Raw genomic sequence first — 25637 nt, 5'->3', positions numbered from 1 at the left:
CACCCTCTCCGGCACCGCCGCCTTCAGCGTCCTCGTCGCAGACAACAGCACCCCCCAGCGAACCCTCACCGCCAGCCTCTCCCTCACCATCAAGCCCCTGCCTCTCCTCTTCTCCTACCCCTCAACTCCCATCCCAACCATCATCGGCACACCGATCTCCCAGGCCCCCATCCTCACCGGCGGCGCAGCCCCCTACACCTTCGCCATCAGCAACGGAACCCTCCCCACCGGACTCACCCTCAACCCCGACGGCAGCATCTCCGGCACACCCACCGGCACTCCCGCCACAAGCGGAATCACCACCATCGAAATCGCCGCCACCGACAGCAGCTCCCCCAACCAAACAATCATCGCCCCCCTCTCCCTCAACGTCATCGACGCCGTCGTCCACGTCGACACCACCACCACTCTCACCACCGTCCCACAAACCGCCTTTGGCATCCACACCTCCGTCTACGACACCAGCCTCTCCGACACCGCCGCCCTCCCCGCCCTTCTCCACACAACCGGCATCACCACCCTCCGCTACCCCGGCGGCTCCTACTCCGACGCCTACCACTGGGCCCAGTACACCACCACCCCCTTCTTCGCCTCAACCGTCCCCGCCTGCAACGTCACACCCAACGGCTACCTCGCGCCCAACTCCGACTTCGGCTCCTTCCTCAAGACCCTCGCCGCCACCAACACCCAGGCCATCATCACCGTCAACTACGGCACCAGCCTCGCCAACGCCGCAGGCACACGCTCCACCGGCACCCAGGGCGGCGGCACCATCACTCCCAACTCCTGCTCCGAGCCCAACACCAGCGGCCAACCCCAGGAGGCCGCCGCCTGGGTCGCCTACGCCAACGGCGACCCCTCCAACACTCAAGTCATCGGCCTCGACGCCGTAGGCTTCGACTGGAAGACCGTAGGCTTCTGGGCCACCCTCCGCGCCTCCGCACCCCTCGCCTCCGACGACGGCTACAACTTCCTCCGTCTCACCCACCCCACCCCCATCGGCATCCAGTACTGGGAGCTCGGCAACGAGATCTACTACAACGGCTACTCCAGCAGCAGCGTCGAAACCGACCTCCACGCACCCTATATCTACCCCTCCGGCTACACCGGCACCTACGACAGCCGCTCCGGAATCGCCGCTCTCTCCCCCACCGCCTACGGCACCATCGCCATCGCCTACCTCCAGGCCATGCGCGCCGTAGACCCCACCATCAAGATCGGCCTCGTCCTCAGCTCCCCCACCGTCGACCCCATCCCCCCAACTTGGAATCCGGCCGCTCTCACCGCCGTCTGCTCCAGCTCCACCTTCGACTTCGCCATCGAGCACTACTACCCCGGCACCTACAACGCCGTCACCGCCGACGAGCTTCTCTACTCCCCCCAGGTCAACATGCCCGCCATGGTCACCGCCATCCGCGGACAACTAGCCCAGTACTGTCCCGTCAACGGCACCACCATCCCCATCTTCCTCACCGAGACCAACGCCAACGGCACCCTCGCCGCAGGCGTTCCCACAACCGTCACCGGCCTCTACGCCGCCCACGAGTTCCTCTCCGGCCTCGAATCCGGCATCTCCAACATCGAGTGGCTCGAGCTCCACGACACCACCGGCAGCTACCTCACCACCGGCACCGAAGCCCCCGGCCCTGCCTTCTACGGCATCCAGCTCGCCCATCTCCTCGCCAACGTAGGCGACGCCCTCGTCTTAACCTCCTCCTCCAACGCCGCCCTCATCGCCCACGCCACCAGCAAGGCCAACGGCCAGCAGGGCGTCCTCCTCCTCAACTCCGACCCCACCAACGCCTCCACCGTCCAGGTCACCATCACCGGCAGCGCCCTCGGAACCGTCGGAACCACCGCAACCCAGTACAGCTACGGCATCGCCACCACCCAATCCACCGCCGCCATCACCTCCACCACACTCCCCATCACCGGCAACACCTTCACCGTCACCGTCCCACCCCTTACCGCAACCGAACTCCTCATCCCCTGAAAGAAAATCGATAACGCCACCAAAACGAAATAGCATCCATCGAATCCGTACTCAAAGAAAGCTATGCTGTTGCATATGAAAATAGCCCACGCTCTCGTCGCCCTGAGTGTCTCTCTCTTCGTGTCTTTGGCTTCAGCACAGAAGACGAACACACTCACACCGAAGGAAAAGGCCGATGGCTGGCATCTTCTCTTCGACGGCAAAACGAACGACGGCTGGACCAGTGCGCGCGGCGGCGGATTCCCCACAACCGGATGGGCAGTGAAAGACGGCACCCTCACCGTGACAGAGACCGGCGGCGAAGAGTCCGGCAACGGCGGCGACATCGTGACCACGCGCGTCTACTCAGACTTTGAACTGTCCGTAGACTTCAAGACCTCTCCAGGAGCGAACTCTGGAATCATGTACTTCGTCGACCTGACGCTGATGCCTTGGAAGAACGGCCACGGCTCACCCATCGGCTTTGAGTACCAGATCCTCGACGACGCACTGCACCCGGACGCGAAGCGAGGCAAGAACGGAGACCGCACCGTCGCCTCGCTCTACGACATGATCCCCGCCGCAGCCGACAAGCCGATCAAGCCCGTCGGCGAGTGGAACACCGCCCGCATCGTAGTCCACGGTAAGCACGGCGAACACTGGCTGAACGGCGTCAAGGTACTCGAGTACGATCGCGACTCTCCAGAATTCAAGGCAATCCTCGCGGAGAGCAAGTACAACGTCTTCCCAGGCTACGGTCAAGCAACCAGCGGATACATCCTCCTGCAGGACCACGGCTTTCCCGTGTGGTTCCGAAACATCAAAATTCGAGAGATCAAAACTCCGGAGATCAAGGAGAACGCCTCGACGAAGTAAGCCAATGGTCTCAGCCTTTGCGGCAATCGAACGGCAGGAAAAAACGGAACTCCGTGCCAACGTCGGATCCGGGAGCAGGGCTGGCGAAGGTGGAGCTTCCGCCGCTGCGGCGGATAGCCTCAGAGAGGATGGAAAAGCCGAGGCCTCTACCATTCAGGCCTTTCGTCGTGAAGAAGGGTTTGAGGATCCTGTCACGGAGTTCGGCAGGAAGACCCATACCGGTGTCTGCGACCGTGACCATGAGGCCATCTTTCTCCGGTTGAGCACCCAGACGTATCGTTCCGCCTTCAGGCATTGCGTCGATGGCATTGCTGACGAGGTTAGCGATCACCTGCCGGATCTCACCTTCGTAGCAAAGGACAGTAGGCAGGTTCTGGGGACAGCTTGTCAGTACGTCGATGTCTGCGGTGCGCAAAGGGGACTGGAGCAGGGCAACGACCGATTCGAAGAGCTCCGGGATAGAAGCCGCAGTAAGTCCGTCCCCCTGGACAAAGAACTTTGAGGTGTGCGTGGCGATGTCGGCGATGCGCCGTAGCTCGTGTTGCGCTGCCGTTCGGTGTAAGCGTCCGCTGGCGCTAAGCTCATTCATGTCGATCAGTTCGAGATGGTTCATCGCCGCTTCAACAGGATTGCTGATCTCTCTCGCGATGGATGCGGCGATCTTTTCAATCACCGCCATCTCTTCCAGCCTGCGGGCGGTCTCTAACCTCTGCAGGTGCGAGTCGCTGACCATCTCAATCCAGACGCTCTTCTCGCGGTAGGAGGCGAGCAGCAAGGCAATGGTGAATAAGAGTGCGTTTCCGCCGCCGATGCGTGCCAGCACCGCGCCGCTGAAAGAGAACGGTTGGTATACGCAGATGCTGCCCGCATTTGGCATGAACGCTTCCATGCCGGCGTAGTGCATGCCGCAGATGGCCAGAGCGATAGCAATGGAAGCGAGCAGTCTGCTGCTCGGACTGGCGACCTCGCTGCGGCTGTGCTCGAGCAGATACATCGCCGCCCACGATGCAGCGATGGCAATGACCAGTGAAAGGAATACCCAGCCAGGATGCCACGTCACGCCCTTGTTGAACTCGAGTGCTGACATCCCGACATAGTGCATCGCGCAGATCCCGCAGCCGACGAGTATGGCCTCTAACAGGCTGGAGCTGGACTTGCCGCTGAGCAGATTGCGGACAACCCTGAGCATAGCGAAGATAGAGGCCACGACAGCGATCAAGACCGACAGCAGGGTTCTGCCAACGGAGTAGTAGAGGGGGTACTCCGGCCGCCAGGCAATCATGCCGACAAAGTGCATCGACCAGATTCCGAGACCGAGCGCGCAACCGCCCAGCGCCGCCCACCGTCGCGGCTTATCGCTGAATTGCGTGTGATCGATGGATTCGAACGCAACATATCCGGCGAAACAAGCGATTAAAAACGATCCGAAGATAGTCCATGGGTCATAGCTGCCAGGCAATAAAAAGCTCCGTTTCGCCGAGATGGCCGCAGTTGAATAGTTCAGTGGAGCGAGTCTACATGATCGCGGTCAAAGCACGTATTCCACCTTCGGGCACCTCTGGATAAACGATCTCTTCTGACCCGATCTCTAATACAGGTCTAAGCAAATCATCGAAAGCCGCTGGAGCGGAATATCAATGAGCCACGGCCGCCTCCTGTTTGCTTAGCGCCTTTTCGAAGGTCTCCTGAGCGTCAGCGACGTACTCCTTATAACCAACAGGGTCGATAAAAACACGGGGACCATCCTGCGGATAGCGCTTCAGTTTGGTGAGCATGTCGAAGTACCCACCATGCGCTCCCAGAAATACGTCGCAGGGCAGAGCACGCAACGTCGAAAAGGTATGCTGGAAATCCTGTGCGATGCCGGGGTAGCTTACAGGATGACCGGCTGTCGCAACGAAGTGATACTCCGACCAAAAACCCGTCCCTCCCACGATGACGATATTCCGAATCGTCTCCGCTGGCTCTCCCGGAAGATGAGAGCGCATCGTCCATGTGGTACATCCGCGCGTATGGCCGGCCGTTTTGTGGGCTGTCAGTGTCACACCCCCCAGGCTTACCGTGTCTCCATCATGGAGAACGCGATCCACGTGTACAGGAGCGTATCTGGGGATGTTAGGCGAGGGCGATAAGAAGTCCGTCCGTGCGCCGGTCTCGACGACGCTCACATCGCCGTCCATCACCATGTTCTTCGCATGTGTCTCGCGAACCACCTCTGCCGCGCCAGCCATGTGATCGAAGTGCGCCTGGCCGTTGAGCAGAACTTTGATGTCACTCCAATGAAAACCCAGCGCCTCCACACTCGCCCGTATCTGCGATGGAGAGGTCGCGAGATTCGCGTTGATAAGAATATCTCCTTTTGGCGTAACGACGAGGTAGCTGGCAAGATCCTGGCTTCCCACGTAGTAGAGATTGTCAGCAATTCGAAACGGAGCAATCGGTGTCGTCCACGAAGGGTTTCCCTCAGCAAGGACGAGTTTGGGGCCGCAGAATAAAAGCAGTAACAAGCAGGAGAGAATAGCGCGCATTCTGCCTTTGTAGCAGAGCGGGAAGAGATTAAATCGGTCGAAACGCCAAAGAAGGCAAAGCGCTCATTGACTTCAAAGGCACTCCCAACATCAGTCCCCTAAGCAGCCCGCATGTCGCCAGAATCGATTCAAGATCGGTGCCAAATCACCGACTCACTCACGCTGCTTAGAAAGCGATTCTCACGCCTGCCGGATCGCCCCATCATCCGCCTTAGATATCGGCTAAAGATATCAGCGAATCAGTCACTCGCTAATCAGAAACCACTAGACCCGCTCCAACATCTCCGCCACCGTCACCCGCAGCATCGGATGCACCATCCGCGGCGCGATCTCCGCCAGCGGCTCCAGCACAAACCGCCGCCTCTGCATCTCAGGATGCGGCAGCACCAACTCATCCGTCTCCATCACTACATCGCTCCCATCCTGGTCCACATACAAAAGCAGATCCAGATCGATCACCCGAGGCCCCTTCGCCGCGACACCCTCGCGCTCCCGCCCCATCGCCCGCTCCACCGCCAGCATCCCATGCAACAGCGCCAGCGGCTCCAACTCAGTCTCCAACACCGCCGCCCCATTCAAAAACCTCGGCTGCTCCAGATACCCCACCGGCTCCGTGTCATAGAACGACGACACCGCCCGAACCACACCCAGCGACCCCATCCGCCGCAACGCCTCCCGAAGGTTGGTCTCCCGGTCGCCGAAACTTGACTTAAGGTTCGTCCCCAAAGCTATCGCCGCAAGCGCACTCACTCCGAGAGCCCGCCCAACAGCCCAATCCGAAGTCTCCACAAACACGCAGCGAAAACCACGCTATTCACCACACTCCACCATGTTGTCACCAGCAGGAAACCACGCGAAAATACCAAATCAGGAGGCCGTGGCGTGTCGCAGAGAAGCCATCATCCTCTCCGGCTCAGCCACCTCATCGTACCCATGAGCCAGCTCCCAGGCCGAGCGATCCCGCATAAGTCGTTGTACAAGAGCAGTATGCATGGCATGGCCCGCCCGCTCCGCCACCACCCGCCCCTGAATCCTGCGCCCCGCCAGCGCCAGATCCCCAATCAGATCCAAAACCTTGTGCCTCACAAACTCGTCCGCAAACCTAAGCGGCCCATTTTCAACACCTTGACGGGAAAGAATAATCGCGCTCTCATCCGAAACCCCGCGAATCAACCCCATATCCCGCAGCATAGGCTCATCCTCTTTAAACCCGAACGTCCGCGCCGGAGCGATAAAATTCACGTAATCCCCAGTCGCCAAATCACCCGTAAATGTTTCATAACCAATGGGTTGCGGAAAATCAATGGTATACTGAATACCGTACCCCGACCCCGGATAGACCCCAATAAACTTGGCCCCATCCCGAACCTCGATCTCCTTCAAAATTTTAAGGTACTCCCGCTTCCGTCTCTGCGGCTTAAGCCCCACCGAATGAAAGGCTTGCACATAAGGCAGCGCGCTTCCATCCAGGATCGGCACCTCAAGGTTATCCACCTCAACGATGACGTTATCCACCCCAAACCCAATCAGCGCGGAAAGCAGGTGTTCCGTAGTGGAAATCAGCACGCTCTGCCGCATCAAACTGGTGGCATAGCTGACTTTAGCGACATTTCGCCCCACCGCCGCAATCTCGAAGTTATCCAGATCCGTACGCCGAAACACGATGCCCGAACCCGCCGGAGCCGGTATCAACCGCATTGAGACAGACGCGCCGCTATGCAACCCAATGCCGCTAAACTCTATCTCCGCCCGGATTGTCTGCTCAAAATGAGCCTGCAGTGCCACGAATCCACGTCTCCAGCAAAGCCATTTGCAAGATTACAGGGAAATCGCACCTTCGGCTGTGGTAAATGCGCCACATATTGTCTCCATAAGTTCGCCTCTAAGCCTCTTCTTTATCGCCACATCGGCCCGATCAACACGATGAGCATCCGTCACAATACAGCGAATGGTGCCTGCGCCTCGGCCAGAAGTGCGATCGTACGCGCTATCGGCAGGCCGACGACGTTGAAATAGCAGCCATCGATACGAGGAATCCAGCGAGCAGCGTAACCCTGAATTCCATAAGCCCCAGCCTTGTCGAGAGGTTCTCCACTCGCTATATATCGTCCAATTTCGGCATCGGTGAGCTGATTGAAGGTCACCTGGGTAATTTCGACATCACGCACAATCCTGTGGGCCGTGACGACCGCGAGACCGGTTAGCACGGCGTGGGTGCGTCCGCTAAGCAGATTCAGCATTCGCCGCGCATCGGAGGCGTCTGTCGGTTTACCAAGAATGCTGCCTTCGCTGACGACGCAGGTGTCGGCGCCAAGCACGACAAGAGGATCATCCGTCGAGTCAGAGCCCCGGTTGGCATTCCAAATGGCCTGCGCCTTCTCTTCGGCGAGCCGCTGAACATAGGCAGCGGCAGCCTCATCCGGCAACAACTCTTCGTTGAGATCGGCAGCGACAGCGGTAAAAGAGAGACCCGCCTGTGTAAGTAGTTCGTAGCGGCGTGGAGATGCGGAGGCTAAGATGAGCATGACCTCTTGAGAGTATCCGCAGAGCCTTCCGTTCAGCAAAGGTGGCTAGAAAGACTGTCTGCGGCGGTGATTCCTATGTCTCAGTGCCTTCGACGGTCACATGAGCCTGCATAGTATGGGCTGCGCCCGGCGCCAGCGTGATGAAATCCCTCGCAGCATTTGCCGCTTCTACAGCAAGGAACTGCTTCCACTCCTCTGCTCGCATGTCATGCAACTTCGCAGCGCCTGACTCCCACGGGTTCCACACCACCGTTACGTTGGAGTTAATCTTGGCTACGACGATGCGGCGATTGTTAATGGTGTCATGAAGAAGGCAGGTGGTGGCCGTATCGAGGTAGACCCGGTCAGTGGGACCGGTGATAGCGACCGCCCCCCGCTGTATCTTTTCCTTGAGACCGTCTTCCTTATCGAGATAGCTCACATCCTCAAGGCCGGTCAGATTAGCCTGAGTAATATCCCCAACTGCATAGTAAGTGTGGAGAGCCTCTTCAAAGACGAGTGGCGCCTGCGCGTCGTTGGCCACCGTAAGCTGCATGGTGAGCGAACTGCCGATGATCAGTTGATAGGCAACTCGAAATTGGTCGAAGCCGAGGCTGCGGCTAAGATCCGTCGGTCCGAGCGTGAAGGTGATATGCAGATCGTCCCCAGCGAGTGCGGCGAAGGCAACCGTCCACTCCTGAATACGCGCGAAGCCGTGCGACGGACCAGTCTTGCCGTCGTGTCTGTCGCCGAACCACGGGAAGCAGATAGGAACGCCGCCGCGAATTGCCTTGCCCGCCACAGGCTCCGTCATGTGACTGGTGAAGAGCACAGGAGAATGACCAGCTGGCTGCCATGCCGTAACATGCGCGCCCTGAAGAAATATCGTGGCGCTGGCGTGCGGTGTAGTGATGTCCGCGTAGAAGAGGCCACCCGAAGTAGCGCGAAAGGTAAGCACGCCGGGCAGCCCAAAGTGTTCATTGAGTTCTATCAGATCCATCGTCATTCTCTCTTCTTGTGTCTTCGTGGGGGATTAGGTTTGATTGAATCGAGGCGCATCCTCGCGTCAGCACTTCAGGAGTTCGGTTAAATCTGAGAGTAGGTCGTAGGGCTCAGAACGAGATTCGTGATGTTGCTCACAATCTGCTCGAAAGCATATCGCGGCGAGTTCTTCAACTTGATCCATGCAGGATCGTTAGTAAAGAGCTCCCACCTTGCGTTAAGCTCAGCAATGTCGGTGAAGCTGAGCATGTATGCAAGATTTGGCATTCTTGGGCCGATGAGAGTGTAGCTGTAGAAGATCGGTCCACAACCCGACCTCTGAAAGATATCGAACTCTCCATGATGAAACATCTCCACCTTGCGAAGATAAGCCTGACTAGTCGGACTCTCGTAGATACGAAGTTGAAAGATTCTTTTGCTGTGACTCGACGATGCAGAGGGTAAAGTCAGCTTTGGATAACCTTCAAAGGCGACGTGGAGCGAGCTCTCGACCCGCTCGAACGGAGGCGCTGTGGCGGGCGCATTCCAGAAGGGTTCGGCGAGCTTCATGAACTGTTCATCCTGCGCCAACTGCAACTCCGCCGTCACCAGTGTTTCAAGCTTCGCGCTGGGTAGCAGAAGATAAAGAGTAGGGGTCTCGGGGCCAATCTCAAGATGGAAGGCACCGACAGGCCCGATGCCAAGCCGATTGAGCGCGGGGATGAGAGCGTTGGATAGGTAGTTTTCGGTGAGTTTAGTCTGGGGACCCATCTGCAGGTGGTACTTGCGAATCTCGTAGTACTCGCGTGGCTTTTCCGCAGGAGCTTGTGCATGTGACTGGTTAGATAGCGCAAGCGCAGACGTTGCGAGTGATGCGGTCAAGAATTGACGTCTTTCCATCAGGCCCCCATGTAAGTTCATCCTCGGCAATTCAAAGGACTTGTACTGAAGCATACAACCCGGCCAGCTGGGTTCGCTTGCAGAAAAGCACACTTACTTTGTCGCAGCGATAGATTGCGGAGGCGCCTTCATCAGATCTATGAAGAGCTTATTGAACCTTACAAGATCGAGATCAGTCTGGACGTGAACCGGCTGGAGGGCGAGTGGAGGTTTGTTAGCGGCCGTCCAGGAGAGTGTGTCTCCATAGAATGGTCCACGCGTCAGGTCCACATCGATGTAGAGTTTTTCTTCCTTTGTAATGATCTTTGGATCGAGCCACGCTGCAGCGGCGAGTTCGTCCCAAAGGTAGTAGAACTCCCCGGTATAGGCTGCGAGGTACTTCGCGGCAGGGTAAGGAGAGACCGCGATCTCATCGAGCATCGCCTTCGTGAAGCTGGTCTTCACGGAGATATCGACTGTAGTGAGGTCGATACGCGGCCAGTGCGCACGCAGTGTGATGTGTGCGGCCTCGGGGTCGAACCAGAAGTTGAACTCATGGCGCGGATTGTTGACGAACTCGGGGTCGCCGGTCTGCGGACTGAGGCTGCCGCCCATAATCACGATGCCCTGCGTCAGTTCGGCGAAGTGCGGATCGATAGAGATTGCAAGTGCAATGTTGGTAAGTGGACCGGCAGCATAGATAGTCACCTGATGCGGATGAGCGTGGACCTGACGCAGGAGGAAGTGCGCCGCATCTTCTGGGGAAGGCTTGAACGCAGGCTCGCCTTCCTCCAACTTTGGAACGATGTAGGGGTCGTGATACGGCTGGCGGCTGGTCTTCGCCGCGAGGTCTCCCCAGGCACCGTACCAGGGGGAGTTGCCGTAGAGCTTCTGCTGAATCTTGGACTCCTGCTCCGTCCGCACAAGTGGAAAGATCGCCCCGGGAACAACCGGAACATCAGTGCGATGGATGAGTTCAAGCATGCGCAGTGTGTGCTGAACCTCCTCAGGCTCCCACGCGTTGCCGCTGACCATCGTGATACCGAGAACGTCAGCCTCCGGGGACTGCAAGAGGACCATCATCGCCATCTGGTTGGAGCCACCAGGACCGGAGCCGTCCTGATCGATGATAACCATTCGCTTCGGCTGCGCTTTCGCACTCAGACAAACGAAGTTACAGAAGAGCAGAACGCAGAGTGTAGCCAGTCTTCGAGTCATAGTCAAGACAGATTAGCAGCACTCTACCCTAACCCTTCCGCGCAGACGCGACGTGCATGACGTTATGCTTGAAAGCACCATGCGTCGATCTTCTCTCTGTCTTCTTTTGATTGCACTCCTCTTTACTTCGGGCAGGGCCGCGTCTGCGATCGAAGTCAAAATCTCCGCCCAGGCACTAGAGCGGACCCTCCGAGCGCAGCTATTCAACGGCCCCGATGGACGGTATTACATCCGCGGAGACGCCAACTCACCCTGCTACGTCTACGCGGACTCTCCACACGTAACCTTCGCACAGGACCGCATCGTGGTCCACGTCCATGCCAAGGCCAAGCTAGGCACGGCCGTTCGCGGAGCGTGTCTCGGTGTCACCCTCGCTACTGACGCGGACGTTTCGCTGATCCCGGACGCAGAGGAAGAGAGTATCGGCTTTCGCGATGCGCGGATCGAGCGGCTGAGTGAGTCAAAAGAGCTGAACTTTCTGCTGGTGCCTTTTCTTAGCCACAAACTTCCTGCGCAGATGAAGGTGAACGCTGCCCTATTGATGCGGCAGCTTCTTAGCCGCTCCACCGAGACAACCGGCTACTCATTGTCGCTGGACTCATTGAAGCTGCACTCGCTGTTGGTAGAGGGCAGTTCACTAGTGATGGATGCCGATGCGAATCTCAAAGTCGACTGACCAATCTAGCCTTCCTCCGCTGTTTACTGTGGAACAGGCGGCGAGTTTACAGGAGCCATGGACGGAGCCGCTGGCGAACTTTGCGGCATATCTGGCGTCAACGGACGTCTCGCACCTGTTGGCGTTGCTGCAACCGGCTCAGCAGGTTTCGTCTCAGTATCACCCGGAACCATCTCAACGGTCGCGTTCTTCGGCGCTTTGAATCGTCCGTCGGTGAGATAGGCAACGACGAATCCCGCCGTGACCTCCGGGCTTAAAACCGCTAGCGGCACAATGTATTTCTTCGACTTCACGACCGACTCCAGAACGCCGTCGATCGGATGGCTACGTTTGATCGTCCCAGGAACCTGCGGAATCATGAACGTGGAAAACCTAAGCTCCGGATGCTGATCCGCATACTTGGTCAGTGAACGAGCCACCTGTTTCGGAGTCGTAATACCAAGATCGGAGAAGAAGTTCCGATGAGCGCTGTGTGGATAGTAGACATCCAGCAGCACGCGCGAAAAATCGGCACAGTTGTGGAAGAGCAGGTTGAAGTGCCCAACGTTTCTGCTGTCGTTGAACCTGTTCATGAACTCCTGATCTTCATCCGCGCTTGTCTGAATCTCGAAGCCATATATTCTGCGGTCATAAGACGCCCCAATAAGCTGCGTCCACTCTCCACCTGGAGCATCGCCAGCCTTCTTGCCCTTCACCACGTCAGGGGCATACTCCAGCAGGTGATCGCGGCGGTACTGATCGCGAAGGCTCGCAACAAGCGCTGCGTCTGCTGATGCAGGCACGTCCTCCACACGCTCTACAGCGTAGAGATACGGAACCAGAGGAATCGCGAGCCAATCGTATCCGTCGATCTTGTGGTATCGGCTAATCACCGCACCAGGCTCACCCTGACGGCAGGGACGCAGACGAGTAGGCGATTCGGCGCAGATATGATTCAGGTAGATCGCTGCATGGCCAGTCGGATTGAATGCACCGAACTCTCCGTAGGGCTCTTCCATCAGCAGAGCGGCATCCGCCCGCGCCCATACACCGCCCATCGCACACACCAATACCGCAAACGCCGTCAGCGCGACGCGAATCTGTCTCATCCCAACCTTCTTGATACGGGTAATCCCGGGCCCTCTGAAGCTCCCAAGTCCAGACCTATATTTTCTCAGACATGTTGCGCATCATGCAGCAATAAAGATTGCGGTGGCATTCGAGACGGTGAACCGACGAAGCGATCTGCGCATTAAAAGTGCTTGCTAGAAAGAGATTCTGGCGCCGAACTGAAACTGTCGGGGATCGGATGAAGCCGTCGGCATACCTGCCGCGGTATACAGGAGATTGACGTCAAGCACGTTGTTCTTATTGATGATGTTGAAGGCATCCGCAGTGATCTGAAGGGCAATATCATGGGAGAAGGTAAAAGCCTTTGCAATGCGCAGATCTGTGAACACGGTGTAGGGCTTAATACCCGTGTTGCGGCCAAGCGAACCTGCATAGTAGCTACTGGCCGGGCCTGCATCTGGCGGCGCGTCCATATAGCAGGGAAGGTTCAACGCGCCGGTTGGTGAATACTTCGACAGCACCGGAGCATTACCGCAGCTTGTCGTTCCGCTGTCCCGTGCAACTGCGTTAGGCCGATCCGTCAGCGGGTCGAAGTCGAAGTTCGTGTCAGAGCCTGTAAGTATGTTGAACGGACGCCCGGAGGAGATCTCGAAGATGGGCGCAATGGTGAAGCCCGAGAAGAAGGCAGGCATAAAGCCTGAGCCGCCGACATGCCCAGAGTTGTAAACCCCTGAAAGGACGAAGCGATGACGCTGGTCGAAGCTGGAGATGCTGCGCTCCGCGTTCGGCGCAAAGTTACTCTGCGGCGCGTCAGAGGTGGAAACAACATCGGTCGAGTCGTCGATAGCGTGCGACCACGTGTAGCTGAACAGAAACTCATAGTTCGCCGTGAAGCGCTTCTTCAGGTTGACGCTGAGCCCGTTGTAGTCGGAGGTTCCAGTGGTCAGGTTAGGAGTCATATCGCCAAAAGGAACCGGCAGGCCAACGCCGAGGCCATCCGCACTTGCAATCTCGCCGGCTAACGCAACGCACTGCCCTCCTCCAACGGCAGGGTTAGCGAGAAAAGTCGCCAGCGATGTATTAAGCCCAGAGCGACGAAAGAAGTTAAGCAAGGGAGGAGCCACAAACGGGCCAGTAGGACCCACCCCACACGGATTCACCCCCGTCGCAGTGGCAACAGTCAGAGGATTCGACGTAGGACTCGCCGTTCCAGGAGCCGCAGTCCCTGCATTGACCGCATTCACAGCGTTGCGCCAGTTCGCGACCAACAGCTGTGGATTCACTGGATTCACATTGATCGGACGATTCAGATGTCGCCCGCCGGTAGAGTTGTACGCTATGTTGAGCGTAAGCTCATGGCCAAGATCCTGCTCGATGCCGAAGGAGATCTGTTGAACATAAGGCGTCTCATAGTGCAGGTCAGCCGGAAGGCCCGAGGGAAGAATGGCTAGCGGAAATCCTGCCGCAAGGTAGTTCTGGTTTACGAAGACAGAGTTTGAATTATTCGGATCGAAGCGCTGCTGGCTTGCAATATAGTTCAGACCCGCAGCGCTCGCACCCAGGCAGTTAGCATTCCCCAGCGAACCCTGGAATGCATTCGTCGCATTCAGGTTCAACGGACTTGCACCGGCAATTGGACTGGCAACAGAACAGGGCGACCCACCCGCGAGAATCACAAGCGGTACCTTGTTGGCGTTAAAGCTGGTGGACTGCGACTCAAGATTTCCCGGCGCGCGATCGTAGAAGATTCCATAGTTCGCACGGAGCACGGTCTTCGCATCGCCACGAAGATCATAGGCAAGACCGATGCGCGGTGCGAAGTTCGTGTCCTGCAGCCGAATGCCCTCCCGGATTCCATAGGCGCGCTCGGCCGCAGTGGTATTCGCGTTCAACCCGAGCTGTGTCGGAAACGCTTCAATGTCATATCGCAGACCAAGGTTGAGTGTGACGCGACTGTTCACGCGCCAGCTATCCTGCAGGAACGCCCCGAGTACTTTGAGGTCATATTTATAGTTCGTATTTCCAATGCCCTGCGCGAAGGACTGCGGAACGCCGAGACCATACGCCTGAATCGCCGAGAATCCTGGCAGGCCAGCGAGCGAAGAAGAGACATCCGTCGCGTTCAGCGCGGCAAAGCTGTAGTCGCCGCCGCCATACAACTGGCCCTGCAGCAGGTTGATCGGAATGTAGCGCAGATCGACACCAGTCTTGAAGGTGTGGTTGCCACGCGTATAAGTGAAGTCGTCCTGTAGCTGGTTCTGATCTTCGATGCGATCGACGACAGAGAATGGAGTCTTTCCGAAGTAAGCGAATCCAGGAATGTTTACCGCCGTGTTGTCGCCACCGGGAGAGTTGGTGTTGGCAAAGCGTACCGGATGCCGCGCAAACTGGTACCGCAGGTCATTGACCTTATTACTTCCCAGGATGAGTGTGTACTGCCCAGCGATAGAAACATCGTGAAGGCTCTGTGTCGCAGTACGCGAAAAGGAATTCTCGCCAAAGTTCTGGTTCGCAGCGTTTTCTTCGATACCGGTGATATAGCTTGGGCTGACGCTGGCATGCAGCACCAGCTGTTGGTTATTCGTGATCTTGTGATCAATGCGCAACGAATAAATCTCCGTCTTCTCCGTAACAGGGAAGTTGCCGATAAGACTGTTGAGCGGCGTAAACGAAGTTGGAATTACCTGACCGGAAGTTGCGAAGCTGTTCACACCGATCCCCGGTACCTGCTGGAGAAAAGCCGGATTCTTACCCGTCGTTGCAAGCGAGGAGCTGGACCCCACAAGCGCGATGTACTGCTGAATACCAGGCGTAGCAGCCGGAACTGCTGCATTCTGCAGAAACGCCTGCTGTTCGGGGGTTCCCTGAATGATGATCGAGCCAGCGGTAGCGTTGTAAAAACGGCTGACGTCGATGTTCGCAAGGCCGAAGTTATTCGCACCAATGTCGGAAAATCCCGTCTCCTGTCGCCTCGTGATCTCGGTCGAAAAGAAATAGAACGTCTTGTTCGGAATGATCGCTCCGCCGATAGTAAAACCAGCCTGAACACGTGTGTAGGCCGGCTGATAAACAGTCGAAAACGGATTGGTCGCCTGAATATAACGGTTGCGCAGAAACCCAAATGCGCTCGCGTGCGTCGCATTTGTACCTGATTTAGTAACAATATTCACCACGCCACCCGAGGCGCGCCCGTACTCCGCAGCAAACCCGTTTGTGATGATCTGGAACTCCTGCACCGCATCCTGCGACACAGTGGACCGTGTTCCGCCAGAGATGTAGTCCCCAGCGTCCGCCCCGTCGATATTGATCGAGTTCGAACGCGCGCGAACACCGCCAAAGTTCAGCCCCGAGGTCGGAATGGCGCCGACAGACGGAGCCGCATCACGAGCGATCTGTGAGTTAGTCAGTGTGAAGTTGATGTAGTTACGGCCGTTGGTGGGCAGGTTGTCGATGCGCACCTGGTCAACGGTGGTGGACTGAGAGCTGCGTTGCGTCTCGATAACGTCAGCACCGGAGCTGACCGTCACGACCTGAGCGCTGCCCACGGATAGCGACAGTGGAAGTTCAGCCTGCTCACCTGTCGTCAGAACGACCCTGTCGTTGACGAAGGTATTGAAACCCGCAGCCGTCGCTCTGACGGTATAGGTACCCGGTGGCAGCAGAAGGAGCTGATAGTTGCCCTGACCATCGCTGGTCGCAGTACGAGAGAAGCCCTTGGATTCGTTCGTAATGGTGACAGAGACATTCGGAATCACCGCGCCAGTCTGGTCGTGGACTGTCCCATGAAGCTCTGCCGTAGAGATGTTTTGAGCTTCGACGGTCACAGAAGAAACACTCGCCAGCATGAGCAGGACGGCGAGAACGCAGTATGTGAAGCGCTGCAATTTGTAAATAAACATCGGTGATGCTCCCTGTGCCATCAGAGAGGCTCAGGCGTTCGCAACGGCCAGGCCCACTGCTTTAGCGACGCGATGTTCTACATGAATGACCATTCAGTAAGCAAGTGGAAAGCTCTTAGAAGCGATATACGCGCCGATTCCCCCTCTACGGTCTCGCCAACGTAGTTTGTTTTGTGGAATTTACCGCCGCCGGCCGCTGCCCGGTCTCGAACCAGGCGCATGAATCAACTTGCCCGCGAAGAACCGACCGCGCCCGCGCCCGTGGGACAAAGCTCGAGCAGCGGACAAATCGTACATCTCGGCTGCTTAAAAGTACATATCCGTTGTCCATGAGTCTTGATCAGCGTATGGTGCTCATCAAGCATCACCGGCGACCATTCGACCGGCGCCATCTCCATCAGACGATCCTCCGTCTCGCGAGCATCGGCGCTCTTACCAACGAGGCCAAGCCGTTGCGTCACCCGCAGATGGTGGCTATCGACACAGATCGCCCTCCTGCGCAGCGAGCTGAAGTTCACCACCGCAGCACTGGTCTTTACGCCCACTCCATCGAAACCCTCAAGCCACGAGCGAACCTTGTCGGTCCGATAGCTACTCAGAAAATCCAGTGAAAGCCTGCCGCATCGCTGCGCAATCTGCTCCAGCGCCTGCTTCAGATGCACTGCCTTCTGCTCAGGAAAAGTCACTCCCCGGATCGCCTCTTCGATCTCGCCCAGCGGAGCGTCACGCAGAGCCTCCCAGCTTCCAAAGTGCTTCTGCAGATGAGCCACAACCTCAAACGTAACCTCTGTCTTCGTGCGCGATGAGAGCATCGAGTAGATAAACTGCTTCAGCGGATCCCACACATCCCGCGCTGCAGGCTGACCGTAGTACGCCAGCAAACGGCGATGAATCTCTACGAGACGCGTGTCGAGAAATAGAGGCGCAGCTTGCATCGCACTCAATTTTATTCCGCTTCGCCATCCACCGCGACCCAGGCCTTAGTTGCGCGTAACACCAATCTGCGAACCCTCTGCGTTTTGAATGCCCCAGGCCATCCGAGGCGTATTGTGCGCCAACCCTATACGTCCGTCCGGGCTCAGCAGAATGATGCCGCCGTGCCCGCCCAGCCGGCTGTAGAGATAATCAATAGCGTCCTGCGCAGAGTCCTGCGGAGAACCACCCGCAGCAACGCGATCCACCGCCCACTTGCCCAAAACCAGCTTCATGATCGGCTCTCCCCACCCCGTCAGCGACACTGCCGCGGAGAGATTATCGGCATAGCAGCCACAACCAATCAAGGACGAATCCCCCACCCGGCCCGGAGCCTTATTCAAAGTCCCCCCCGTGCTCGTTCCTGCCGCAATATTGCCGTGCACATCCAGCGCCACCGCACCCACCGTATCGTGCGAATCAAGACTTCCCGAAAAAGTCTCGTCCCGCAGCCCTGCCAACTCATCCGCCTGCGCCTTATACAGCCTCTGCTGCTCCCGCGGAATCACCAGGTCCATGTTGTCGCAGAGCGCCATCCCGTGTTGCCGTGCAAATCTTTCCGCCCCGGTCCCGACGAAGTAAACATGCGGCGACCTATCCAGCACCAACCGCGCAGCGCGTATCGGATTTCGCAACCGCTCAACACAAGCCACGCCGCCCGTCCGCAGATTCTCACCGTTCATCAGCAGCGCGTCCATCTGAACCCTGCCATCCTGCGTCAGAAACGAGCCTCGCCCCGCATCGAAGGTCTCGTCGTCCTCCATCACCGCCACCGCCGCCTCTACCGCATCCACTGCGGAGCCGCCGCGTTTCAGCAGGCTATACCCCGCAGCAAGTGCATCTGCGATACCGCGTTCGTGAGCGGCCACGGCATCATCCGGCATCGCCCACGCCCCACCATGAATTAACAGAACTGATTGCGTCTTCATTGCATCTCAAGTCTACGGGATCAGCCTTAATGCAGCACACCCACATCCCCCGAGGAGCCTATGGCAAAGACAGTCGCAGAGTTGATGGTGGAAAGCTTAAAGAACGCCGGCGTCAAACGTGTCTACGGACTTCCCGGAGACTCGCTCAACGGCTTCACCGACGCCTTGCGCGAGGACGGAACCATCGAATGGATTCATGTGCGCAACGAAGAAGTCGCCGCCTTCGCCGCTGGAGCCGACGCCCACCTGACAGGTTCGCTCGCCGTCTGTGCAGCCAGCTGCGGGCCTGGCAATCTGCACCTCATCAACGGCCTCTTCGACTGTCATCGTAGCCGAGTCCCCGTGCTCGCCATCGCCGCCCACATTCCCAGCGCGGAGATCGGTACAAATTACTTTCAGGAGACCCATCCGCAGAATCTCTTCAAGGAGTGCAGCGACTTCTGCGAGATGGTCGGCGTCCCGGAGCAGATGCCGCGGCTCCTCGAGATCGCCATGCGCACCGCCATCAACTCGTCCGCTGTCTCCGTCATCGTCATGCCTGGCGACGTCCTCTTGCACAGCGCGCCCGACGGACGCAGCGTTCTGCCCATAAAGATGGCGAAGCCCGTTGTCCGCCCTAACGACGACGAACTGCGCGAAGCCGCAGAGATTCTGAATGCAGGAAAAAAAGTGACCATCCTCGGCGGAGCAGGTTGCAAAGAGGCTCATGCCGAGCTGATCGCAACAGCCGAAGCCCTCCAATCACCCATCGTCTACGCACTTCGCGGTAAAGAGTACATTGAGTTCGACAACCCTTACGAGGTAGGCCTCACCGGCCTCATCGGATTCAGCTCCGGCTACCACGCCATGGAAGACTGCGACGTCCTGCTGATGCTTGGAACCGACTTCCCCTATCAGCAGTTCTTTCCCAAACACGCGAAGGTCATCCAGATCGACATTCGCGGAGGCCAGATCGGCCGCCGAACCCCAGTCCATCTTGGCCTCGTCGGATCGGCGAAAGATACGCTCTCGTCTCTGCTTCCTCTTCTCGAAAAAAAGACAGACCGCGCCCATTTGGACGCGATGGTCAAGGACTACAAAAAAGTTCGCGAAGGTCTGCACGATCTAGCCGGAGCGGACAAAAACAAGATGCCGATCCATCCGCAATATGTCGCCAGGCTCATCGACGAACTCGCAGCCGACGACGCCATCTTCACCTGCGACGTCGGCACCCCCACCGTATGGGCCGCCCGCTATCTCACGATGAACGGCAGGCGCCGTCTTCTCGGATCGTTCTCCCACGGCTCCATGGCATGTGCAGTGCCACAGGCGATTGGAGCGCAGGCCGCCTACCCTGGCCGGCAAGTCGTAACCCTCTCCGGCGACGGCGGCATCGCCATGCTGCTCGGCGATCTCCTTACCCTCCGCCAGCAGAATCTACCCATCAAGATGGTCGTCTTCAACAACGGCGCACTCGCCTTCGTGGAACTGGAGATGAAGGCCGCAGGCATCGTCAGCTACGCCACCGACCTGAACAATCCCAGCTTCGCCGCCCTTGCCAACGCCATCGGCATCCACGGCGTTCGCGTGGAGCAACCCAACGACCTCGAAGCAGCCCTGCGAACCGCCTTCGCCACTCCGGGCGCTGCCTTGGTAGAGGTCATGGTCAATCGCCTGGAGCTATCCATGCCGCCGACGATCAGCCTCGACCAGATGAAAGGCTTCTCGCTCTATTTAGCAAAGAGCGTCTTAACCGGACGTGGAGATGAGATTATCGATCTCGCCAAAACGAACGTAATCCAGCGCATCCTGTCGTAGGTTGTATCGACAAATTCCAGTCCTGCTTTGTTCTGTTCTTTGTCTGTCATCCCCGCAGGGGATCTGCGGCTGTTCTGCTGTTACCGTTGCTCTTGTTCTTGTCGTTGCTTGTCGTTGCTTGTCCCTTTGTTTGTCATCCCGCAGGGATCTGCTTTTGCCTTTGCCTGTTCTTCCTCAAGCTGGATAGCCCAGTTGGGAAGGGGCGCGGCTTCTTAAAGCGCGGGGGTTACGGGAAAATGGCTTGCGTAATTCTGTCTTTGAAGGGGGCGGCTTCAGCCTCTGAGGGAACTTTGTCCAGGTCCACACTCACTGCAGCATCGCTCGAATATGTCGTTACAACCTAGCAATTCTTCGCGTGGGGCGACGCGGCTACTTTGCCTGGGCGATTAGCTTGCGGCGCTCAGTCTCAAGATACGTATATCGAATCCGGTGAATCACCGTAAGCGTCGCAAACAGCGCCAGCACCCACAGCGCGGGAGCCATCACGCCCCACCGATTGCACAGCGCGCCGAGAATGACACAGACGATGCGCTCCGGCCGCTCCATGAATCCAACCTTGCACGTTCCAATCAACGCCTCTGCGCGCGCTCTCGTGTAACTCACCATCACGCAAGCCGTCATCACGAACGCAACCAGCCCAACGTAAAACAGACGGTTTCCACGCGCGTAGTAAATCAACAGACCGAAGAAGATCGCAACATCCGAGTAGCGATCCATCACCGAATCGAAGAACGCACCGAAGACGGAGACCTGGTTCGTCTTGCGCGCCACGCGGCCATCCACCATATCGAAGACGCCCGCCCCAATGATGATCAGACCCGCATAGAAAAACATCCGATTCGCGTTATACGAGCGCGCGAAGCCGAAGAAACACGCGGCGATAATGTTTATGACGAGACCGATGAACGTAAGCGCGTTCGGAGAGATACGGGTGAGAGCGAGACCGTTGACGATCTTCTGCAGCAGCCAGCCGCTGCCTTTGCCGAATGCGCTTGTCCAGGTCAAAAACTTACCCTCAGGGGAGAAAGCCCCGTCTTTACCGCTCCATCAATAACGCCCGAGGGCGTGCCGTTAGTTTTCTTCGTCGGGAGCATCGTGGATCGTGAGCAACTTGAGAATCTCAAGCTCCCGCTTGCCGTTCGGCGTAATCACCGTGGCGCTGTCGCCGATCTTTTTACCCAGCAACGCGCGGCCGATCGGTGACGTCGTCGAGATCAGCCCCTTGGAGACGTCGGACTCTTCACTCGTCACCAGCTGGTACTTGATCTCCTCGTCCTTGCTTGAATCGAAGACCGTTACCCGCGAGCCAAAGCCGACTTTATCGTTGGGAATGTTGACGAGGTTGACCATCGCCAGCTCGCCCATCCGCTTCTTCAGCTGGCCGAGACGCGCATTCACGAACACCTGGCGCTGCTTCGCCATGTGGTACTCCGCGTTCTCGCTCAGGTCGCCGAGCGCGACTGCCTTCTTGATCTCGGCTGGCAGCTCCGTCGTCAGTTCGTGTTCCAGCAACTTAATCTCTTCTGCAAGCCTCTTTTTTACTTGTTCTGGCATGGGGCCTTCCGGATGAAGCTGGCGTGCTCGCAGATACTCGTGCGGCAACGCGCTGAACTCAAAGCTTGATTATACGATGCGAGCGGGGCAAACCCCTCGATTCGTCTTACCCGGAACCATCAGATCCATCCCACCGATTCGTCCGACCCTCCAAAAGCCACCGCAAAATCAGCTCCCAACCTACCTCGCCGGGCGTTCCCTTCCGCCTCATCATGGCAGGGCCAAAACTCAATGGCCATAGCTTCTCCAAATCGCGCGACCGGCTCTCAAAGCATCCGTGCTGATGTCTTGTTAAGGTGAGCGCGAAGCCTCGCAAGTACGAAACTCAAGCAACCGAAAATAAATCCCGAAAACCTGTCGTACTCTCACCCCACCACAAAACCCACCAGCAACGCACCACATTCCACCACACTAACTACCAAAACTCACCAGCAAAAAACGCCACCCAAACACGCAAACCCCCTCTAAAACCGCACCCTCCACCACAACCCAACTTAATCCGCAAAAATCCGCATCCAGATGCTCCTCCGGCACCCTCTGATCTGTAACGCCGCACCGTAAAATAGTCAGGACGATCACGCTTCGGCGTCTAACCGGCAATTGATCGGCGATGCATATCGTACGTCTCGATGCACGCCCTGGGAGGCGAGAATTTGAAGTTTTTCGGCACTTTGCTCTTGCTTCTCCTCATCGCCGCCGCTATCGCCGGCTACGTCGTCTACGCCCCCTACGGCCCCTCCTCCGAGACCTTCGTCGACATCGCGCCCGGCACCGGAACCGAAGCCATCGCCGCCCGAATGCAGGCCCACGGCGTCGTCCGCAACAAATACGGCTTCTATCTCCTCCGCCTCATCAAAGGTGGCACACTCAAAGCCGGAGAGTATCGCTTCGACCACCCCGTACCGATGACCGAGGTCTACGCACGCCTCCTGCGAGGAGACGTTTATACCCGAACTCTGACCATTCCCGAGGGCTACAACATCTTCGACATCGCGCAAGCCGTTGAGGCCGCAGGTCTTGGCTCTCGCAGCACCTTCCTCGAAGCCGAGCGCCAGCACGTCGAACTGGTCACCCCATTGTTGTCCGATAGCACCCACCACCCGGCCTCTCTTGAAGGCTTTTTATTCCCCGATACTTACCAGTTTTCCCGTCACAGCACACCGCTTCAGATCCTTACGGTGATGGTGCGACGCTTCCACCAGAAGACCACCGAACTTGGTCTAAGCGGCGACATCCTCCGCACTGTCACGATGGCTTCACTCATAGAAAAAGAGGTCAGCCAGGACGCCGAACGCCCCGTCGTTGCAGGCGTATTCGTCAACCGGCTCGCCCGCAACATGCCGCTCGCCACAGACCCCACCGTCGTCTATGCCGCCCTGCTTGAAGATCGCTGGCGCGGGACGATCTATGCCTCCGATCTCCAATCTCCCTCGCCCTACAACACCTACAAACACACCGGCCTTCCGCCTGGTCCTATCTGCAATCCTGGGCTGGCCGCTCTCCACGCAGCCATCAAGCCAAGCGAGACTGATTACCTTTATTTTGTGAGCGATGCGTCCGGCCACACACGTTTTTCCGTAGATCTCAAGGAGCATGCGGAGCAGGTTCAGGCCTACCGGCACGCCCAGAAACCATGAGGCAGAGCCCACAGTTTGCAGTGGGCTCCCCGCGAAACTATGAGAAGCTTCCCCGAACCCTTTGACATCTAACACGTATAAAGACATAGAGTTTAGATGGCCTCGCTTTCCCTCTGCGAGGATCCACGCCGGGAAAGATATACTTGAAGTTTGTGTTGATGAGGATAAAACAAGCGTTAGCAGTCGGATTGGTAGGGCTCGCTCCGGCGCTCACCGGATGCCTGACTCACGTCCGAAGTGTCCCCAAGACACGTCCTGCAGACATCGTGCTTGATGCAACGATGGACCAGCTCCTCAAGCAGGTAGGCACACGGTTCGAGGCCATCCAAACCATCAACGCCTCAGTGGAGATCGCCGCAACTACTGGCGGCGGCCTACAGGGCCACGAGACCGAGTACCCCAGCTTTAGCGGATACATCTTCCTTCGAAAACCGGAGGACCTTCGCGTCCTCCTCCGCGTCCCAGTGCTCGGCTCCCAGGCGCTCGATATGGTGAGCGACGGCAAGACCTGGAAGCTTTGGATTCCCCGGCGTAATCTTGCGATGACCGGTACTAGCGAGGTGACCAAGCCGTCGCAGAACGGGCTCGAAAACCTGCGCCCCGCCGTCTTCTTCGACTCTCTGCTGGTGCGGGGACTGGGAACTGACCAGATCGTCTCTCTGACCTCGGACACGCGGGTGATTGCGAACGAGAACAACAAGAAAGACCTGATCGAGGAGCCGGACTACGACCTCGAGATCCTGGCTCAGCCAAAGGGGCAGATCGCCCATACCGTCCGCGTTATTCACATCAGCCGCTCAAACCTGCTGCCCTACCAGCAGGATATATACGACCCTGAGGGTACGAGGGTGGTCACGCGCGCCTTATACAGCAACTACCAAACGTTCGGCGATACGCCCTTTCCAATGAAGATCGTGATCAAGCGCCCTGCTGATCAGTACAGCCTGTCCATCACGATTACGAAGCTCACTCTGAATCAGAAACTCGACAACGACCAGTTCGAGTTGAAGATTCCAGAGAGCGTTCCCATCAAGAACATGAACTAGAGTTAGCCCATGCGTATGCTGGCTTCAGTCTTATGTCGCTGCCTGCGATTACCAATCCCGGCCGGTGTGCGGGATTCTTCCGCAATCTCCCTCCGTCAGATAGCAACGGAGAAGTCCGCAGATCACGGCAGTGCTAGCACCAAGAATCATGAAGAGGATGCCGGTGGTGATCGTCCCCGCAAAGTAAGGGAACAGGAAGACGAGAATGCCTCCATACATCAGAATCGTCAAAACAATTCGTATGAAGCTCTTCGACATACCTACCTCCTTGCGCGTTCCATGGAGCCCAAAGAACTCGCCGTTCCCGACCTGATCTTTCCCATACCATCGGTGCTTTATGGGCGACAGGGTGGTTGGTACCGCAAATGCTACTCCGCGAACGGTAGCTTCGACTAGACCAAATTTGAGCAAATTATCTGAAAAATACGGATTTTATGCAGAAGGCGATGGTCTGCCAGCTATCCCGTAATCACACCCATAGCAAGGACGGCACATAGAATGGCGCTGATGTCTTCCAGCAGAGCAACCGGCCAGTCCCTAGTGCCCAGTTGAGAGACGATCTCACGCCTTATGAGGAATCCGGCGAAGGCCCCAATCAACGTGCCTCCGAGCGCCAGAATGACCGCCTCGACGCCCGAACCCTCCAGCGCTTCTGCCACGATCGCACCGACGAGACCACCGAACACGAGCCGTGCGACTAATGGGCCTGGAGCGATGCGATTCGGCGTTTTAGGGAGCTTGTCTCCAACGTACTCGCCCAGAGCCAGAGCCGTGAAGATGATCGCCGTGGCGAGCTTAGCCGTCCAGGCTGCCCAGCTCCCCTGCACCGGCAGATGGCCAAAGTATGCAAACCAGCAGAGCACCGCCATCGGCGTGAACGTCCGCATACCCGTCACCACACCGAGCAGCGGAATCGCTATCAGCCATGTGATCATCACCATTGCCATCAGCGTCTCCTCCCGTCTGAAAGTTGAGATGCAAGACAGGGTTGACGCAGGGAGAGCAAAGAAGTTGCTGGCAACGAAACGACGCGCACCTTTGCGGTTCTTCGCATGCCAACAAGGTACACGTCAGTCTTTGAAACGAAAAGCATCTCTCAGGGTTCTGATTGTGCGTTGC

22 protein-coding genes are annotated in these 25637 nt (G+C 57.6%); 6 read left to right on the top strand and 16 right to left on the bottom strand.

Annotation, left to right across the window (positions count from 1 at the left end; genetic code table 11):
- Nucleotides 1-1993: putative Ig domain-containing protein (locus tag GSQ82_RS25410; RefSeq protein ID WP_371417253.1), on the top strand; the 1993-nt coding region annotated here is incomplete at its 5' end.
- A gap of 63 nt (nt 1994-2056) precedes the next feature.
- Nucleotides 2057-2848: a DUF1080 domain-containing protein gene (locus GSQ82_RS21315; protein WP_158794321.1), complete on the top strand. Its 792-nt coding sequence runs from the start codon at nt 2057-2059 to the stop codon at nt 2846-2848.
- 10 nt (nt 2849-2858) lie between these two features.
- On the opposite strand, the gene GSQ82_RS21310 is transcribed toward GSQ82_RS21315, so the two are convergent.
- The 8 genes from GSQ82_RS21310 to GSQ82_RS21275 all read right to left on the bottom strand — a co-directional run bounded on the left by GSQ82_RS21310 (nt 2859) and on the right by GSQ82_RS21275 (nt 10877).
- Nucleotides 2859-4307, bottom strand: coding sequence for an MHYT domain-containing protein (locus GSQ82_RS21310; protein ID WP_158794320.1), 1449 nt, complete (start codon nt 4305-4307; stop codon nt 2859-2861).
- 175 nt (nt 4308-4482) lie between these two features.
- The gene (bla, locus tag GSQ82_RS21305) at nt 4483-5376 is read right to left on the bottom strand and encodes a subclass B3 metallo-beta-lactamase (protein ID WP_158794319.1); all 894 of its coding nucleotides are present in this window, start codon (nt 5374-5376) and stop codon (nt 4483-4485) included.
- Between the two features lie 264 nt (nt 5377-5640).
- On the bottom strand, nt 5641-6171 hold the full coding sequence (gene folK, locus GSQ82_RS21300; RefSeq protein WP_254061832.1) for a 2-amino-4-hydroxy-6-hydroxymethyldihydropteridine diphosphokinase: 531 nt from the start codon (nt 6169-6171) through the stop codon (nt 5641-5643).
- 72 nt (nt 6172-6243) lie between these two features.
- Nucleotides 6244-7161, bottom strand: a complete 918-nt coding sequence (lpxC, locus tag GSQ82_RS21295; RefSeq protein ID WP_158794318.1) for a UDP-3-O-acyl-N-acetylglucosamine deacetylase — start codon at nt 7159-7161, stop codon at nt 6244-6246.
- A gap of 149 nt (nt 7162-7310) precedes the next feature.
- Nucleotides 7311-7901 (bottom strand): nucleoside triphosphate pyrophosphatase, encoded by a 591-nt coding sequence (locus tag GSQ82_RS21290; RefSeq protein ID WP_158794317.1) that lies wholly within the window; start codon nt 7899-7901, stop codon nt 7311-7313.
- A gap of 73 nt (nt 7902-7974) precedes the next feature.
- Nucleotides 7975-8880 (bottom strand): D-hexose-6-phosphate mutarotase, encoded by a 906-nt coding sequence (locus tag GSQ82_RS21285; protein ID WP_158794316.1) that lies wholly within the window; start codon nt 8878-8880, stop codon nt 7975-7977.
- An 86-nt stretch (nt 8881-8966) separates the two neighbouring features.
- Nucleotides 8967-9743 carry an NIPSNAP family protein gene (locus GSQ82_RS21280; protein WP_371417252.1) on the bottom strand — a complete coding sequence of 259 codons (777 nt, stop codon included), beginning with the start codon at nt 9741-9743 and terminating at the stop codon, nt 8967-8969.
- A gap of 111 nt (nt 9744-9854) precedes the next feature.
- A complete protein-coding gene (locus GSQ82_RS21275) occupies nt 9855-10877 on the bottom strand; it encodes a nucleoside hydrolase (RefSeq protein WP_158794314.1) in 1023 nt (340 codons plus the stop codon).
- Nucleotides 10878-11037: 160 nt separating this feature from the next.
- Between GSQ82_RS21275 and GSQ82_RS21270 the strand changes: the two genes are divergently transcribed.
- On the top strand, nt 11038-11634 hold the full coding sequence (locus GSQ82_RS21270) for a hypothetical protein (protein ID WP_158794313.1): 597 nt from the start codon (nt 11038-11040) through the stop codon (nt 11632-11634).
- A gap of 23 nt (nt 11635-11657) precedes the next feature.
- Here the strand turns inward: GSQ82_RS21270 and GSQ82_RS21265 are convergent, their stop codons facing one another.
- From GSQ82_RS21265 to GSQ82_RS21250, 4 genes are all read right to left on the bottom strand, one after another.
- Nucleotides 11658-12722, bottom strand: coding sequence for a hypothetical protein (locus GSQ82_RS21265; protein ID WP_216847151.1), 1065 nt, complete (start codon nt 12720-12722; stop codon nt 11658-11660).
- A 156-nt stretch (nt 12723-12878) separates the two neighbouring features.
- Nucleotides 12879-16583, bottom strand: a complete 3705-nt coding sequence (locus GSQ82_RS21260; RefSeq protein ID WP_254061831.1) for a TonB-dependent receptor — start codon at nt 16581-16583, stop codon at nt 12879-12881.
- Between the two features lie 224 nt (nt 16584-16807).
- Nucleotides 16808-17518: an endonuclease III gene (nth, locus tag GSQ82_RS21255; RefSeq protein ID WP_158794848.1), complete on the bottom strand. Its 711-nt coding sequence runs from the start codon at nt 17516-17518 to the stop codon at nt 16808-16810.
- A 45-nt stretch (nt 17519-17563) separates the two neighbouring features.
- Nucleotides 17564-18484: an isoaspartyl peptidase/L-asparaginase gene (locus GSQ82_RS21250; protein ID WP_158794311.1), complete on the bottom strand. Its 921-nt coding sequence runs from the start codon at nt 18482-18484 to the stop codon at nt 17564-17566.
- A 60-nt stretch (nt 18485-18544) separates the two neighbouring features.
- Between GSQ82_RS21250 and poxB the strand changes: the two genes are divergently transcribed.
- A complete protein-coding gene (gene poxB, locus GSQ82_RS21245) occupies nt 18545-20281 on the top strand; it encodes a ubiquinone-dependent pyruvate dehydrogenase (RefSeq protein WP_158794310.1) in 1737 nt (578 codons plus the stop codon).
- A 369-nt stretch (nt 20282-20650) separates the two neighbouring features.
- On the opposite strand, the gene GSQ82_RS21240 is transcribed toward poxB, so the two are convergent.
- The gene (locus GSQ82_RS21240) at nt 20651-21286 is read right to left on the bottom strand and encodes a CDP-alcohol phosphatidyltransferase family protein (protein ID WP_158794309.1); all 636 of its coding nucleotides are present in this window, start codon (nt 21284-21286) and stop codon (nt 20651-20653) included.
- Between the two features lie 66 nt (nt 21287-21352).
- Nucleotides 21353-21835, bottom strand: a complete 483-nt coding sequence (greA, locus tag GSQ82_RS21235) for a transcription elongation factor GreA (RefSeq protein ID WP_158794308.1) — start codon at nt 21833-21835, stop codon at nt 21353-21355.
- Between the two features lie 653 nt (nt 21836-22488).
- Between greA and mltG the strand changes: the two genes are divergently transcribed.
- Both mltG and GSQ82_RS21225 read left to right on the top strand, forming a co-directional pair.
- Nucleotides 22489-23472 (top strand): endolytic transglycosylase MltG, encoded by a 984-nt coding sequence (gene mltG, locus GSQ82_RS21230; RefSeq protein ID WP_158794307.1) that lies wholly within the window; start codon nt 22489-22491, stop codon nt 23470-23472.
- A gap of 158 nt (nt 23473-23630) precedes the next feature.
- A complete protein-coding gene (locus GSQ82_RS21225; RefSeq protein WP_254061830.1) occupies nt 23631-24518 on the top strand; it encodes a DUF4292 domain-containing protein in 888 nt (295 codons plus the stop codon).
- Nucleotides 24519-24566: 48 nt separating this feature from the next.
- Here the strand turns inward: GSQ82_RS21225 and GSQ82_RS21220 are convergent, their stop codons facing one another.
- Together GSQ82_RS21220 and GSQ82_RS21215 are read right to left on the bottom strand one after the other, a co-directional pair.
- Nucleotides 24567-24776: a hypothetical protein gene (locus GSQ82_RS21220; RefSeq protein ID WP_158794306.1), complete on the bottom strand. Its 210-nt coding sequence runs from the start codon at nt 24774-24776 to the stop codon at nt 24567-24569.
- A gap of 200 nt (nt 24777-24976) precedes the next feature.
- Entirely contained in the window at nt 24977-25465 is a 489-nt protein-coding gene (locus GSQ82_RS21215; protein WP_158794305.1) for a DUF4126 family protein, read from the bottom strand.
- Nucleotides 25466-25637: the final 172 nt, after the last annotated feature.

The organism is Granulicella sp. L60 (genome assembly GCF_009765825.1).
Taxonomy (GTDB): Bacteria; Acidobacteriota; Terriglobia; order Terriglobales; family Acidobacteriaceae; genus Edaphobacter.
Note: the sequence above shows the minus strand (reverse complement) of the source record. Positions and strands in the feature narration are given on the sequence as shown.